The following is a 14,055-nucleotide window of genomic DNA, read 5'->3' as shown; positions in this document are numbered from 1 at the left end:
CATGCACGGCGAATCTCCAATCAAACGTCGCGAATCGCGAAAGATCTGGGTCGGCAACGTTCCTGTTGGCGGCGATGCGCCCATCGCTGTGCAAAGCATGACCAACAGCGACACCAACGACGTGGCCGCCACCGTTGCGCAGATCAACCGACTGGAAGCCGCCGGTGTCGACATCGTGCGGGTTTCCGTGCCGGACATGGACGCCGCCGAGGCGTTCGGCAAAATCAAGCAGTTGGTCAAAGTGCCGTTGGTGGCCGACATTCACTTCGACTACCGCATCGCCCTGCGCGTGGCCGAGCTGGGTGTGGACTGCCTGCGCATCAACCCGGGCAACATCGGTCGCGAAGACCGCGTGCGTGCGGTGGTGGATGCCGCCCGCGACCGTGGTATTCCGATCCGCATCGGCGTCAACGCCGGTTCCCTGGAAAAAGACCTGCAAAAGAAATACGGCGAACCGACCCCGGCTGCACTGGTGGAGTCGGCCCTGCGCCATGTCGAGCACCTGGAGCGCCTGAACTTCCAGGACTTCAAGGTCAGCGTGAAGGCTTCCGACGTGTTCATGGCCGTCGAAGCCTATCGCTTGCTGGCCAAGGAAATCGTCCAGCCGCTGCACCTGGGCATCACCGAGGCCGGTGGGTTGCGTTCGGGCACGGTGAAATCCGCCGTCGGCCTCGGTATGCTGCTCGCCGAAGGAATTGGCGATACCATCCGCATCTCGTTGGCGGCCGATCCGGTGGAGGAAGTGAAAGTCGGCTACGACATTCTCAAGTCCCTGCACCTGCGTTCCCGTGGCATCAACTTCATCGCCTGCCCAAGCTGCTCGCGGCAGAACTTTGATGTGGTCAAGACCATGAACGAGCTGGAAGGGCGCCTGGAAGACCTGCTGGTGCCGCTGGATGTCGCGGTGATTGGTTGCGTGGTCAACGGGCCGGGTGAAGCCAAGGAGGCCCATATCGGCCTCACCGGCGGTACACCGAACCTGATTTACATCGACGGCAAGCCGTCGCAGAAACTGACGAATGACAATCTGGTGGATGAACTGGAACGGCTGATCCGCCAGAAAGCGGCCGAAAAGGTCGAAGCCGACGCTGCTGTAATCGCGCGTGGTTGAGTCGAACGAATTTAAGGATTACCTGTGAGCAAGTCCCTGCAAGCCATTCGTGGCATGAACGACATCCTGCCCGAGCAGACGCCCCTGTGGCGCTATTTCGAGGGCACCGTGGCGCGTTTGCTGGATAACTACGGTTACCGGCAGATCCGCATGCCGATCGTCGAGTTCACCGAACTGTTCAAGCGTTCCATCGGCGAAGTGACCGACATCGTCGAAAAAGAGATGTACACCTTTGAAGACCGCAACGGCGATTCGCTGACCCTGCGCCCCGAAGGTACGGCGGCGTGCGTGCGTGCAGTGCTCGAGCACGGCATTACCGGTGGTGGCCAGGTGCAGAAACTCTGGTACATCGGCCCGATGTTTCGCCACGAGCGTCCGCAGAAAGGTCGTTATCGCCAGTTCCACCAGATAGGCCTGGAGGTATTCAACCTCGACGGTCCGGACATCGACGCCGAGCTGATCGTATTGACCTGGCGCCTGTGGGGCGAGCTGGGCATTCGTGATGCGGTCAAGCTCGAACTCAACAGCCTGGGCACCAGCGAGTCCCGTGGGCGCTACCGCGAAGCGCTGGTGGAGTTCCTGTCCGCTCACCTGGACAAGCTGGACGAAGACAGTCAGCGCCGCCTCAAGACCAATCCGCTGCGGGTGTTGGATACCAAGAACGCCGACACGCAGGCGATCCTGGTCGATGCGCCGAAAATGGCTGATTACCTCGACGATGAATCCCGTGCGCACTTCGAGGGGCTGAAGGCGCGTCTGGATGCCGTCGGTATTCCCTATGTCATCAACCCGAAGCTGGTCCGCGGGCTGGATTACTACAGCAAGACCGTCTTTGAATGGGTCACCGACAAGTTGGGCGCCCAGGGAACTGTGTGTGCCGGCGGCCGTTACGACGGGCTGGTGGAACAGATGGGCGGAAAGCCGACCTCGGGCGTGGGTTTTGCCATGGGCATCGAACGTCTGGTGTTGATGCTTGAGACGCTGGACAAGATCCCGCAGGAAATCGCCCGTCAGGTCGACGTTTACCTGTGCGCCTTCGGCGAAGCAGCCGAACTGGCGGCCCTGGCGCTGAGCGAGCGAGTTCGCGACCAGTTGCCCAACCTGCGCCTGCAGATCAACGCCGGCGGCGGCAGCTTCAAGAGCCAGTTCAAGAAGGCCGACAAGAGCGGTGCGCTGTATGCACTGATTCTCGGTGACGACGAATTGGCCCAGCAAGTGGTAGGTTTCAAACCCCTGCGTGGCCAGGGCGAACAACAAAGCATTGCCTGGGATGCGCTTGCCGCACACCTGGCCACCTGCGTCGTGCAGGGTTGAAGCTGTCAAACAGCCGATTTAGCGATTAAGGAGTATTGGGGTGTCGAGTACCGAAGATGAACAGCTGGCGGATTTGAAGGACTGGTGGACGCGCAACGGCAAGCCGCTGGTCACTGGCGGCCTGTTGGCGCTGGTCATCGTGTTCGGCTGGCAGGCCTGGCAGAAATACCAGAGCAACCAGGCGCAAGGCGCTTCGATGCTCTATCAGCAGTTGCTGGAAACCACCCTGACCCCGGACGGCAAGCCTGACGCTGCCCGCGTGGCGGAGTTGGCCGGCAAGCTCGACAACGAATTCGGCGGCACGGCCTACGCGCAATATGGCCGTCTGTTCGTGGCCAAGGTCGCGGTAGACACCGGCAAGCTGGACGACGCCGCCACCGAGCTGAAGGCCATTGTCGACAAGCCGGTCAACCCGACCCTGGGCGAAGTGGCGCGTCAGCGCCTGGCGCAGGTGCTGGCGGCGCAGAACAAGGCCGAAGATGCGTTGAAGCTGCTCGACGGTGATGCCGACAAGGCGTTCCTGGCGACCCGTGAAGAACTCAAGGGCGACCTGCTGGTACAGCTTGGTCGTGCTGATGAGGCCCATGCGGCCTACCAAAAAGCCAAGGCTGCGCTGTCGGATGAAGCCGCGGTCGGTGGCCTGCAAATCAAGCTGGACGACCTGGCCAAAGGGGATGCGTGACGTGATCCGTTGGAAACATGCAGCATTGCTGGCTCTGGCCATTCTGGCCGCGGGTTGCAGCAGCAACAGCAAGAAAGAACTGCCACCGGCCGAACTGACCGACTTCAAAGAAGAAGTCGTGCTGCAGAAGCAATGGAGTCGCTCCATCGGTGACGGCCAGGGTGAAACCTACAACATGCTGGTGCCAGCCATCGATGGCGACACTATCTATGCCTCCGACGTCACTGGCGTGGTGATGGCGATGGATCGCACCAATGGCGACGTCAAGTGGGAGCAGGATCTCGAACTGCCCGTTTCCGGCGCCGTTGGCGTGGGTTACGGGTTGGTCATGATCGGCACGCTCAAGGGCGAAATCGTGGCCCTGGACGCCAGCAGCGGTGAAGAGAAATGGCGCGCTCGCGTGACCAGTGAAGTCCTCGCACCGCCGGCCACCAACGGTGACGTGGTCGTGGTACAGACCCAGGATGACAGCCTGATCGGTCTGGATGCCGCCACTGGCGAGCAGCGCTGGTTGTACGACAGCACCCCGGCGGTACTGACCCTGCGCGGCACCAGTGCGCCGATCGTCACCAACCGCCTCGCGGTGGCCGGGTTGTCGACCGGTAAAGTGGTGGCCCTGGATATTTCCAACGGCGTGCCGGTCTGGGAACAGCGCGTGGCCATCCCACAGGGCCGTTCGGAACTGGAGCGCGTGGTCGACATCGACGGCGGCCTGCTGTTGTCTGGCAGTACGCTGTACGTTGCCAGCTACCAGGGACGCGTTGCGGCGCTGGACCTGGAAAGCGGTCGCCCGCTGTGGCAGCGCGATGCGTCCAGCTACGCCGGCGTCGCCGAGGGTTTGGGCAGCGTCTACGTGAGCCTGTCCTCGGGCACGGTTGAAGGCGTCGACGAGCGTTCCACCACCGCATTGTGGAGCAACGACTCCCTGGCCCGTCGTCAACTGTCGGCCCCGGAAGTGTTCTCCAGCTACGTTGCAGTCGGTGACCTGGAAGGTTACCTGCACCTGCTCAGCCAGGTGGACGGTCGTTTCGTCGGCCGTGAGCGCATCGACAGCGACGGCCTGCGTGCCCGTCCGCTGGTGGTGGGCAACATGATTTATGTGTATGGCAACAGCGGCAAACTGGAAGCCCTGACCATCAAGTAAGACTATGCTTGGGTTAATCCCAAGCGGCTTCATTTTTGTGGGAGCGAGCCTGCTCGCGAATGCGGTGGTCCAGTGGCATGGATGTCGACTGATCCAACGCTTTCGCGAGCAGGCTCGCTCCCACAGGATGGCCCCCGAGCACCAGCCGCTGCCTCGCAGCGGCTTTTGTATTTTCTGAAATAACGAAGTGGAGAGCCGCATGGTTCCCGTAATCGCCCTGGTGGGCCGACCGAACGTCGGCAAGTCCACCTTGTTCAACCGCCTGACCAGGACTCGCGACGCTATTGTCGGCGACTTGTCCGGTCTGACCCGTGATCGCCAATACGGTGAGGCCAAGTGGCAAGGGCGTACCTATATTCTGGTCGACACCGGTGGCATCTCCGGTGATGAACACGGCATGGACGAAAAAATGGCCGAGCAGTCGCTGCTCGCCATCGAAGAAGCGGATGTGGTGCTGTTCCTGGTAGACGCCAAGGCCGGTTTTACCGCCGCCGACCAGATGATCGCCGAGCATCTGCGCAAACGTAACAAGCGTTCCTACGTGGTGGCCAACAAGGTCGACAACATCGACCCGGACATGGCTCGCGCTGAATTCGCGCCGTTGGGCATGGGCCAGGCGATCCCGATCGCCGGCGCCCACGGTCGTGGCATCACCCAGATGCTGGAAATCGCCCTGGCTGATTTCCCCAAAGACGACGAAGACGAACCGGAAGACGGTGAAGAAGAAATCGTTGCCGAAGGCGAGGAAGCCAAGCGCATTCCTGGCCCTAGCGAAAAAGACGGGATCAAGATCGCCATCATCGGCCGCCCTAACGTTGGCAAGTCGACGCTGGTCAACCGCATGCTCGGCGAAGACCGGGTCATCGTATACGACCAGCCCGGCACCACCCGCGACAGTATCTACATCCCGTTCGAGCGCAACGAAGAGAAGTACACGCTGATCGACACTGCCGGTGTGCGCAAGCGCGGCAAGATCCACGAAGAAGTCGAAAAGTTCTCCGTGGTCAAAACCCTGCAGGCGATCAAAGACGCCAACGTGGTGATCTTCGTGATGGACGCCCGCGAAGGCGTGGTCGATCACGACCTGAACCTGCTGGGCTTCGCCCTGGAAGCCGGCCGTGCGTTGGTCATCGCGATCAACAAGTGGGACGGCATGACACCTAGCGAACGGGATTTCGTCAAGGTTGAACTGCAGCGTCGCCTGTTCTTCGTTGACTTCGCCGACATCCACTTCATTTCGGCCTTGCACGGTACGGGCGTGGGCAACCTCTACGCGTCGGTGCAGAACTCGTTCAAGTCGGCGGTCACCCGCTGGCCGACCAACCGTCTGACCCAGATCCTCGAAGACGCCGTCGGCGAGCACGCGCCACCGATGGTCAACAACCGCCGGATCAAGCTGCGTTACGCTCACCTGGGTGGCGCCAACCCGCCGATCATCGTGATTCACGGTAACCAGATCGAGAAGGTGCCCAAGTCGTACGTCCGGTATCTGGAAAACACTTATCGCCGCGTCCTGAAGCTGGTCGGCACGCCGATCCGCATCGAGTTCAAGGGCGGCGAGAACCCGTACGAAGGCAACAAGAACACGCTCACCGACCGTCAGGTCAACAAGAAGCGCCGCTTGATGTCGCACCATAAGAAGGCTGACAAGAAGCGTCGTGATAAACGCTGATCGATAGTCACCGCAGTTCCACTGTGGGAGCGAGCTTGCTCGCGATAGCGGCAGTACATCAACAGGGATGCATGCTGATCCACCGCCATCGCGAGCAAGCTCGCTCCCACAGGGTATGAGTTGTGTCAGCGTAAGAAGGGTGCCCTTGGTGGCACCCTTTTTCATGCCCGGCGATTGGGCTATCCTCGACCTCTCCCGCGCCGCACCAGAGCCGGGTTAGACGCAGGAAACCCCCAATGATCACCAGCAAGTTGCCGAATGTCGGCATCACTATCTTCACCCAGATGTCCCAGCTCGCCGCGCAGACCGGCGCGCTCAATCTGTCCCAGGGGTTTCCCGATTTCGATGGTCCGCAGGCCCTGCGCGATGCAGTCGGCCGGCATGTCGCCCAAGGGCATAACCAATACTCGCCCATGACCGGTTTGCCGGCGCTGCGCCAGCAGATCGCGGCGAAGATCGCCCGCAGCTATGGCGTCACCGTCGATGCCGACCAGGAAGTGACCGTGACCCCCGGTGCGACCCAGGCGATTTTCTGCGCCATCGCGGCAGTGGTTCACAGCGGCGACGAAGTGATCGTGTTCGACCCTTGCTACGACAGCTATGAACCCGCCGTCGAGTTGGCCGGTGGCCGTTGCGTGCATGTGCAATTGGGCCTGGATGATTTCGCCATCGATTTCCAGAAGCTCGGTGAAGCTTTGAGCCCGCGTACGCGCATGATCATTCTCAACACGCCGCACAATCCCAGTGGAGCGCTGATCAGCCGCGCCGAACTCGACCAGTTGGCGACGCTGATTCGCGACCGCGACATTTACCTGATCAGTGACGAGGTCTATGAACACCTGGTGTTCGACGGCGTCGCCCACGCCAGTGTCCTGGCCCATGAAGAACTGTACCAACGGGCCTTTGTGGTCAGTTCCTTCGGTAAGACCTACCACGTCACCGGCTGGAAAACCGGCTATGTGGTGGCGCCACCGGCCCTGACGGCGGAACTGCGCAAGGTGCATCAGTACGTCAGCTTCTGCGGCGTAACGCCGTTGCAGTACGCCCTGGCTGACTACATGGCCGATCACCCGGAGCACGTCGAAGAACTGCCGGACTTCTACCAGGCCAAGCGTGACCTGTTCTGCGATTTGCTGGCCCCCTCGCGCTTCAGTTTCAAGCGAGTACCCGGCACCTATTTCCAGCTGGTGGATTACTCGCAGATCCGCCCGGACCTCAATGACGTCGACATGGCAGTCTGGATGACCCGTGAGCACGGCGTGGCGACGATCCCTGTCTCGGTGTTCTACCAGAACCCACCCGAAGGCCAGCGCCTGGTGCGCCTGTGCTTTGCCAAACGCGAGGAGACGCTGCGCGAAGCGGCGGAAAAACTATGCGTGATCTGAGTACCTTGCCCAATCTCAATGTTGCGCTGATCCAGACCACCCTGGCCTGGCACGATCGCCAGGCCAATCTGGAACATTTCGAGGGCTTGCTTGCGCAGGCGCGCGGGGCGGACCTGATTATCCTGCCGGAAATGTTCACCACGGGTTTTTCCATGGAGTCCGAGACCCTGGCTGAGCCGGAAAACGGTCCTTCGCACAAGTGGCTCCAGGCTCAGGCTGCGAAGCTCGAAGCGGTGATCACCGGCAGTGTGATTATCCAGGCCGCCGACGGCAGCCATCGCAATCGTCTGCTCTGGGCACGACCGGACGGCGAAGTGCTGCATTACGACAAGCGTCATCTGTTCCGCATGGCCGGTGAGCATAATCACTACACGCCGGGCGAGCGCCAGGTGCTGTTCGAACTCAACGGCTGGCGGATCCGCCCGCTGATTTGCTATGACCTGCGTTTCCCGGTGTGGAGCCGCGACGCCGAGGACACCGACCTGTTGCTGTACACCGCCAACTGGCCCGGCGCTCGGCGCATGCACTGGAACCGGTTGCTGCCGGCCCGGGCGATCGAGAACCTGTGCTACGTGGCGGCGGTCAACCGCGTCGGCACCGATGGCAAGGGCTTCGCCTACACCGGTGACAGTCAGGTGCTGGATTTCCAGGGTGAAACCTTGCTCAGCGCCGGTGAGGCCGACGGGGTATTCACTGTGTGCCTGAGTGCGGCGGAGCTGGCGGCTTACCGCGCACGCTTTCCGGCGAACCTGGATGCCGATCGTTTTGAATTCATCTGATTGAAACGTTTCAGCCCTTCAGAAGCGCTGGTGTTTGCCGATAACCGGGGCAGCCAAGGAGAAGTCCCTTATGACCAGCATCAGCGCAATCACGGTAAATCCATACCCTCTCTCTGCACCCAAGGTTTCCATCAAGGGTGCGGAAGACGAAGCAGCAGTCAGCCCTGCGGTATCGACTGACGCCAGCGAAGACAAAGACCGCCAGTTGAAAGTTGACACCAGTGGCGCGAACATCGGCGGTGCTCCAGCCAGCGGCAGCGGCGATGTCATCGAGCAGCTGAAAAAACAGATAGAGCAAACTGAAAAGCTGCTGGCCGAGCAGCAAGCCCAGTTGGCTCGCGTGCAGAAAAGCCAGGCCAACCAGGAGCAGAAAGCCCAGGAAGCCATGGCGATCCAGACTCAGATCATGGCGACCCAGGCCACATTGCAGACCTTGCAGGCCGCTTTGCTGCAGGCGATGACTATTTCGATTGATACCCATGCCTGAGACTTGTATTGCCTGACAGGCCGCCATCGCGAGCAGGCTCGCTCCCACACTGATCTTCAGCGGGTTCAAAATCCTGTGCCCACCTCAGATTCCCTGTGGGAGCGAGCCTGCTCGCGATGAGGCCGGAACAGTCACCCAAGTCATCAGCCAAACAAAAAGGCCCCAGGGCTCACACCCCAGGGCCTTTTTGCATTTCAGCTAAACCATCAGGCCGCTTTGGCTTCCGGCTGGCTCAGGGAGCGGTTCAGCGCGCTGAACAGGGCCTTGAAGCTGGCGGTAGTGATGTTTTCATCGATACCCACGCCGTGCACCGCGCGCTCACCGTTGACCCGCAGCTCGATGTACGCCGCAGCCTTGGCGTTGGTGCCGGCGCCGATGGCGTGTTCGTTGTAGTCCATGATCTCCACCGGAATCGGCAGCCCGGCCACCAGCGCTTCCAGCGCGCCGTTGCCCTTGCCGCGCCAGTGCAGGTTGGTTTCGCCCTGGCCCTTGCTGGCCACTTCGACTTCCACGGCGCTGTTGCCGTTTTCTTCCTGCAGACGATGGCTGACCAGCGCGTACGGGGTGTTGGCTTGCAGGTATTCGCTGTGGAGCAGGGCATGGATCTGCTGGGCGGTCATTTCCAGGCCCAGGCGATCGGTTTCGCGCTGAACCACTTGGCTGAACTCGATCTGCATGCGACGCGGCAGGCTGATGCCGTATTCCTGCTCCAGCAGGTAGGCGATACCGCCCTTGCCCGACTGGCTGTTGACCCGGATCACCGCCTCGTAGCTGCGGCCGATGTCGGCCGGGTCGATCGGCAGGTACGGCACTTCCCACAGGGTGTCCGGTTTCTGCTGGGCAAAACCTTTGCGAATGGCATCCTGGTGCGAGCCGGAGAACGCGGTGTGAACGAGGTCGCCCACGTACGGATGACGCGGGTGCACCGGGATCTGGTTGCACTCTTCGACCACTTTGCGCACGCCGTCGATGTCGGAGAAATCCAGCTCAGGGTTGATGCCCTGGGTGTAGAGGTTCAGCGCGACGGTCACCAGGTCGACGTTACCGGTGCGTTCGCCGTTGCCGAACAGGCAGCCTTCGACACGGTCGGCGCCGGCCATCAGGCCCAGTTCGGTGGCGGCTACGCCGGTGCCACGGTCGTTATGGGTGTGCAGGCTGATGAGCACGCTGTCGCGACGGGTGATGTTGCGACCGAACCACTCGATCTGGTCGGCGTAGACGTTCGGAGTCGCGACTTCCACGGTGGCCGGCAGGTTGAGGATGACCTTGCGCTCAGGCGTCGGGTTCCAGACCTCGATCACTGCGTCGCAGACTTCCTTGGCGAATTCCAGCTCGGTGGCGCTGAAGGTTTCTGGCGAGTATTCGAACTGCCACTGGGTTTCTGGCTGCTGGGCGGCGTATTTGACGAACAGCTTGGCCGCGTTCACCGCGATTTCCTTCACGCCTTCCTTGTCCTGGTTGAACACGATGCGGCGGAACGAAGGGCTGGTGGCGTTGTACAGGTGGACGATGGCTTTTTTCGCGCCGCGCAGGGATTCGAACGTGCGGGCGATCAGGTCTTCACGGGCCTGGGTCAGCACCTGGATGGTGGTGTCGTCCGGGATGTGGCCTTCTTCGATGAGGGTGCGCACGAAGTCGAAGTCGGTCTGCGAAGCCGCCGGGAACGACGCTTCGATTTCCTTCACGCCCACAGCGACCAGGGTTTTCCAGAAACGCAGCTTCTTGGCGGCGTCCATCGGCTCGATCAGCGACTGATTGCCGTCACGCAGGTCGGAGCTGCACCAGATCGGCGCGGCGGTGATGGTCTTCGACGGCCAGGTGCGATCCGGCAGGTTGATGGTCGGGAAGGCGCGGTACTTGGAAGACGGGTCTTTGAGCATGCTCATCGCAGAATCCTTTTATTGTCGTGGCCGGGAAAAGGCGGCCTGCCGGTGGTTCGAACGGGTGGCTTTACAGCCGGAACGAGGTGCCGCGATTCAGCCCGGCAGTCGTGCGCTGACGAGGCACAGGCTGCGGTGCTGGCGAAGCTGAATGAGGGTGTGAGAGGTTTTCATGCCTTCAACCCTAACCGCGCGGAGGGCGGATCGCAAGCAGTCGGGAAAAATTGAGATAAGTTCTGTTTTTAGGCGGTTTTGCGCGATTTAATCGCGCAGGTTCGAAGTGTTGATCTTGGAAATTGCGTCGATGTTTTGAGCTTGGCAATTCGCTGGATGGTGGTGATGCAGCGGCCTGATCGCGAGCAGGCTCGCTCCCACAGGGATTTTCTGTTGGTCACAAATGTTGTGTTCACAAGAGATCCAAGTGTGGGAGCGAGCCTGCTCGCGATCAGGCCGGCAGCTTCACCGCAAAAACTCAGGGCTGGAATGCCCCGATAAAAATCGCCGGATCCACCCGCGCATCGTTCAGGCTGATATTCCAGTGCATGTGCGGGCCAGTTGCCCGGCCCGTGGAGCCGACTTTGCCGACGACCGTGCCGCGCTTGAGCTGCTGGCCGACTTTCACGTCGATTTTCGACATGTGGCAGAACATGCTGATGAAACCCTGGCCGTGATCGACGAACACGGTGTTGCCATTGAAGAAGTAATTGCCGGTGAGGATCACCTTGCCAGCGGCCGGAGTCTTGATGGGTGTGCCGGCGGGCACGGCGAAGTCCAGGCCGGCGTGGGGGTTGCGTTCTTCGCCGTTGAAGAAGCGCCGCACGCCGAACTTGCTCGACATCGGACCATTGACCGGCTTGTCCAGCAGCAGGTTGCTGGGGATGTTCGGGCTGAAGCTGCGATACGCCTTCAATTGCACGGCCAGTTCGGCGTTGATGCGTTTGAGGTCCGCCGGGTTCGGATTGACCTGACGCTTGTTCTTCAGGGTGATGTGTTGCTCGGGGTACTTTTTATAGCCGACCACGAACGGCTGGGTGCTGCCGCCACTGCTGATCTGCTGGGTGCCGGGCTTGACCGTCAGCGGGATGCCGACAATCGCCAGCCAGTTGTCCTTTTCCTTGACCACCAGCACCGGTTTGCCCTGGTAACTGGCTTTTGGCGCCTGGGCCGCGCTGCCCAGGTCCACCACGGCCACGCCGCCGGGCACCGGTTTGTTCAGCAGGCGGGTGATGTAACTGTCGGCGTTGGCGTTGAAGGTCAGGCACAGCAAGAGCAATGGGGCGAGATATCGCGGCATGAATCAATCCAATAGAGAAAGGGTGACCGGCGTCAGGTGATTGTCTTCGACCCGCACCAGCAGTTCGCCTTCACCGAGCCGCGCGGTCAGGCGCTGGCCGGTTTGGGTCTGCGCGGCGTTGCGGATCGCCTGGCCGCGTTCGTCCAGCAAAATACTGTAGCCGCGGCCGAGGGTCGCCAGGGGGCTGACAATGTGCAGCGTCTGCATCTGGTTGTGCAGTTGCAGGCGTCGTGCTTTCAGGCCCTCGCGCATGGCCCGGGGCAAGCGCGCGGCGAGGCTGTCCAGGCGTTGGCGCAGCAGTGCCAGGTGCCGCCCCGGATGTTGCCCGGCCAGGCGGGTTTCCAGGCGGATCAGGCGTTCGCGGCGGGTATTGAGGCTGCGCTCGAAGGCCCGGCGCATGCGCATGTCCAGGTCGTCGAGGCGCTGGGCTTGCTGGCGCAGGCGCTCACCGGGATGGCGCAGGCGTCGGGTCAGGCCTTCAAGGCGCAGTTGATCGCGCATCAGGCGGTCGCGCATGCGCATCACCAGCCGCCGGTGCAGGCTTTCGACCCGGCGCACCAGGTCGCCGGCATCGGGGGCCAGCAGTTCGGCAGCGGCGGACGGGGTCGGGGCGCGCACGTCAGCGACGAAATCGCTGATGGATACGTCGGTTTCATGGCCGACGGCGCTGACGATCGGCGTGACGCAGGCGTCCACGGCCCGGGCCACGGCTTCTTCGTTGAAGCACCACAAGTCTTCCAGCGAGCCGCCGCCTCGGGCCAGGATCAGCGCATCGAACCCCCGGGCATCCGCCAGTTTCAGCGCACGGACGATTTGCGCGGTGGCTTCGCGGCCCTGTACGGCGGTGGGGATCAGCGTCAGGGAAATCTGCGGTGCACGGCGGCGGAACACGCTGATGATGTCGCGGATCACCGCGCCGGTGGGCGAACTGATGATGCCGATGCGTTGCGGATGGGCCGGCAGCGGCACCTTGCGCTCGGCGCTGAACAGGCCTTCGGCGCTGAGCTTTTCCTTGAGCGCATCGAAGGCCAGGCGCAGGGCGCCATCGCCGGCCGGTTCCACTGTGTCGAGAATCAGCTGATAGTCGCCGCGCCCCTCGAACAGTGAGACCTTGCCGCGTACTTTCACCGCCAGTCCGTCTTTGAGGGCTTGACGCACCCGCGCGGCATTTTGCCGGAAGAGTGCGCAACGCACCTGGGCGCCGCTGTCCTTGAGGGTGAAATACACATGGCCGGAGGCAGGGCGGGCAAGGTTGGAAATTTCGCCCTCGACCCAGATGTTGCTGAACACGTCTTCAAGCAGCACCCGCGCACGGCCGTTGAGCTGGCTGACAGTCAGGACCTCGCGGTCCAGGCCCAGTCGGGCAAAGGGATCTTTAATCATGGGCAGCATGATAAGGGCATTCGCGGCTCAATCTCCATGTTCACCGAAAAACCTTCCGGGAATTGGCGCGGTACAATGCACCATTGCCCATAGGTTCAAGGTGGGCGCGGGCTTGCTCGTCGCCACCCGTAGATTCGCCGCAGGATGTCCCATGAATTCGCAAAGCATCATCGTCCCGAAAATTTCCTCCTTGCCGGTCCACGAGCCTCGGGCCCGGGCGGTTGTGCGCTGGCTGGTGCGCAAGAATATCGTCGAAGAACAACTGACCACCTGCGGGCGTACCGGCAATCGCATGGCCCACGCCATCGCCCCCGGCGCCCGCGAGGTGGTCATGCACCCTGAGGCCTTGCCGTTTGGCGAACCGGTCAATGGCCTGGAAATCATCACCAAGCGCTGCATCTATACCCCGGCCAAAGGCTTTCTCGAGGAAGCGGGCTGCGCCGAATGCCGCAAGGAAATCGGCGAGGCGCTGTTCGAAAGCCTGGAAGACTGGATGCCGGCCCGCACCGACAACTTCACCTGCCCAGAGTGTGGGCATGAAGATGACATCAACGGGTTTCTGTTCCTGCAACCGTGTGGCTTTTCCAATTTGGGGTTTATCTTCAACAACTGGCTCGAGGCGGGGTTCAAGCAGGACTTTATCGACGAGTTCGCCGACTGGCTGGATCAGCCGGTGAGTTGGGTGAAGGTGGAGTTGTAAGAGAGCGATTCCCCCCCTGTGGGAGCGAGCCTGCTCGCGATTGGCGTCGGGTCAGTTGGCACGGTGTTGACCGATACACCGCTATCGCGAGCAGGCTCGCTCCCACAAGGGAATGTGTAGCAATCGGGCAGTGTTTAGCCCCTTCAATCACCCCGGCAATAATAGACAGAGTTTTACATTGAGCCAGAGGGGGTGCATGTATATAATGGCGCGCTTCCATTTTC

12 protein-coding genes are annotated in these 14,055 nt (G+C 61.6%); 9 read left to right on the top strand and 3 right to left on the bottom strand.

Features of this window, described 5'->3' with window-relative positions; all coding sequences use genetic code 11:
- Position 1 precedes the first annotated feature (1 nt).
- The 8 genes from ispG (at position 2) to HQ912_RS23345 (ending at position 8,574) form a co-directional block, all read left to right on the top strand.
- Complete coding sequence (ispG, locus tag HQ912_RS23380; RefSeq protein ID WP_003185136.1) at positions 2 to 1,111, top strand: flavodoxin-dependent (E)-4-hydroxy-3-methylbut-2-enyl-diphosphate synthase; 1,110 nt, start codon at positions 2 to 4, stop codon at positions 1,109 to 1,111.
- Between the two features lie 24 nt (positions 1,112 to 1,135).
- Complete coding sequence (gene hisS, locus HQ912_RS23375) at positions 1,136 to 2,425, top strand: histidine--tRNA ligase (RefSeq protein ID WP_047227478.1); 1,290 nt, start codon at positions 1,136 to 1,138, stop codon at positions 2,423 to 2,425.
- A 40-nt stretch (positions 2,426 to 2,465) separates the two neighbouring features.
- Positions 2,466 to 3,107, top strand: a complete 642-nt coding sequence (locus tag HQ912_RS23370) for a YfgM family protein (protein WP_047227479.1) — start codon at positions 2,466 to 2,468, stop codon at positions 3,105 to 3,107.
- Positions 3,100 to 4,251 (top strand): outer membrane protein assembly factor BamB, encoded by a 1,152-nt coding sequence (gene bamB / locus HQ912_RS23365; RefSeq protein ID WP_047227480.1) that lies wholly within the window; start codon positions 3,100 to 3,102, stop codon positions 4,249 to 4,251. The genes HQ912_RS23370 and bamB overlap by 8 nt, the downstream gene beginning before the upstream one ends.
- A 199-nt stretch (positions 4,252 to 4,450) precedes the next feature.
- Positions 4,451 to 5,923: a ribosome biogenesis GTPase Der gene (gene der / locus HQ912_RS23360; protein ID WP_076386232.1), complete on the top strand. Its 1,473-nt coding sequence runs from the start codon at positions 4,451 to 4,453 to the stop codon at positions 5,921 to 5,923.
- A 236-nt stretch (positions 5,924 to 6,159) separates the two neighbouring features.
- Positions 6,160 to 7,308, top strand: coding sequence for a pyridoxal phosphate-dependent aminotransferase (locus HQ912_RS23355; protein ID WP_047227482.1), 1,149 nt, complete (start codon positions 6,160 to 6,162; stop codon positions 7,306 to 7,308).
- Positions 7,296 to 8,087: an amidohydrolase gene (locus HQ912_RS23350; RefSeq protein ID WP_047227592.1), complete on the top strand. Its 792-nt coding sequence runs from the start codon at positions 7,296 to 7,298 to the stop codon at positions 8,085 to 8,087. Before HQ912_RS23355 ends, HQ912_RS23350 begins: the two co-directional genes overlap by 13 nt.
- Positions 8,088 to 8,157: 70 nt before the next feature.
- Complete coding sequence (locus tag HQ912_RS23345) at positions 8,158 to 8,574, top strand: hypothetical protein (protein ID WP_047227483.1); 417 nt, start codon at positions 8,158 to 8,160, stop codon at positions 8,572 to 8,574.
- Between the two features lie 206 nt (positions 8,575 to 8,780).
- On the opposite strand, the gene leuA is transcribed toward HQ912_RS23345, so the two are convergent.
- From leuA to xseA, 3 genes are all read right to left on the bottom strand, one after another.
- Positions 8,781 to 10,460: a 2-isopropylmalate synthase gene (leuA, locus tag HQ912_RS23340; RefSeq protein ID WP_047227484.1), complete on the bottom strand. Its 1,680-nt coding sequence runs from the start codon at positions 10,458 to 10,460 to the stop codon at positions 8,781 to 8,783.
- Positions 10,461 to 10,926: 466 nt separating this feature from the next.
- Positions 10,927 to 11,748 (bottom strand): peptidoglycan DD-metalloendopeptidase family protein, encoded by an 822-nt coding sequence (locus HQ912_RS23335; RefSeq protein ID WP_047227485.1) that lies wholly within the window; start codon positions 11,746 to 11,748, stop codon positions 10,927 to 10,929.
- Between the two features lie 3 nt (positions 11,749 to 11,751).
- The gene (xseA, locus tag HQ912_RS23330; protein WP_047227593.1) at positions 11,752 to 13,131 is read right to left on the bottom strand and encodes an exodeoxyribonuclease VII large subunit; all 1,380 of its coding nucleotides are present in this window, start codon (positions 13,129 to 13,131) and stop codon (positions 11,752 to 11,754) included.
- A gap of 151 nt (positions 13,132 to 13,282) precedes the next feature.
- Here xseA and HQ912_RS23325 point away from each other — a divergent pair, with 151 nt between their 5' ends.
- A complete protein-coding gene (locus HQ912_RS23325; protein WP_047227486.1) occupies positions 13,283 to 13,831 on the top strand; it encodes a hypothetical protein in 549 nt (182 codons plus the stop codon).
- The last annotated feature ends 224 nt before the right edge of the window (positions 13,832 to 14,055 follow it).

Origin of the sequence: Pseudomonas sp. MPDS (genome assembly GCF_013283895.1) — a bacterium.
Lineage (GTDB): Bacteria > Pseudomonadota > Gammaproteobacteria > Pseudomonadales > Pseudomonadaceae > Aquipseudomonas > Aquipseudomonas rhizophila.
This window is presented reverse-complemented; position numbering and strand designations above follow the sequence as displayed.

What these genes read in the sequence shown, in the direction of transcription:
- ispG (WP_003185136.1), top strand. Translation starts at nt 2, where the DNA reads ATGCACGGCGAATCTCCAATCAAACGTCGCGAATCGCGAAAGATCTGG.
- bamB (WP_047227480.1), top strand. Translation starts at nt 3,100, where the DNA reads ATGCGTGACGTGATCCGTTGGAAACATGCAGCATTGCTGGCTCTGGCC.
- der (WP_076386232.1), top strand. Translation starts at nt 4,451, where the DNA reads ATGGTTCCCGTAATCGCCCTGGTGGGCCGACCGAACGTCGGCAAGTCC.
- HQ912_RS23355 (WP_047227482.1), top strand. Translation starts at nt 6,160, where the DNA reads ATGATCACCAGCAAGTTGCCGAATGTCGGCATCACTATCTTCACCCAG.
- HQ912_RS23350 (WP_047227592.1), top strand. Translation starts at nt 7,296, where the DNA reads ATGCGTGATCTGAGTACCTTGCCCAATCTCAATGTTGCGCTGATCCAG.
- HQ912_RS23345 (WP_047227483.1), top strand. Translation starts at nt 8,158, where the DNA reads ATGACCAGCATCAGCGCAATCACGGTAAATCCATACCCTCTCTCTGCA.
- leuA (WP_047227484.1), bottom strand. Translation starts at nt 10,460, where the DNA reads ATGAGCATGCTCAAAGACCCGTCTTCCAAGTACCGCGCCTTCCCGACC.
- HQ912_RS23335 (WP_047227485.1), bottom strand. Translation starts at nt 11,748, where the DNA reads ATGCCGCGATATCTCGCCCCATTGCTCTTGCTGTGCCTGACCTTCAAC.
- xseA (WP_047227593.1), bottom strand. Translation starts at nt 13,131, where the DNA reads ATGATTAAAGATCCCTTTGCCCGACTGGGCCTGGACCGCGAGGTCCTG.
- HQ912_RS23325 (WP_047227486.1), top strand. Translation starts at nt 13,283, where the DNA reads ATGAATTCGCAAAGCATCATCGTCCCGAAAATTTCCTCCTTGCCGGTC.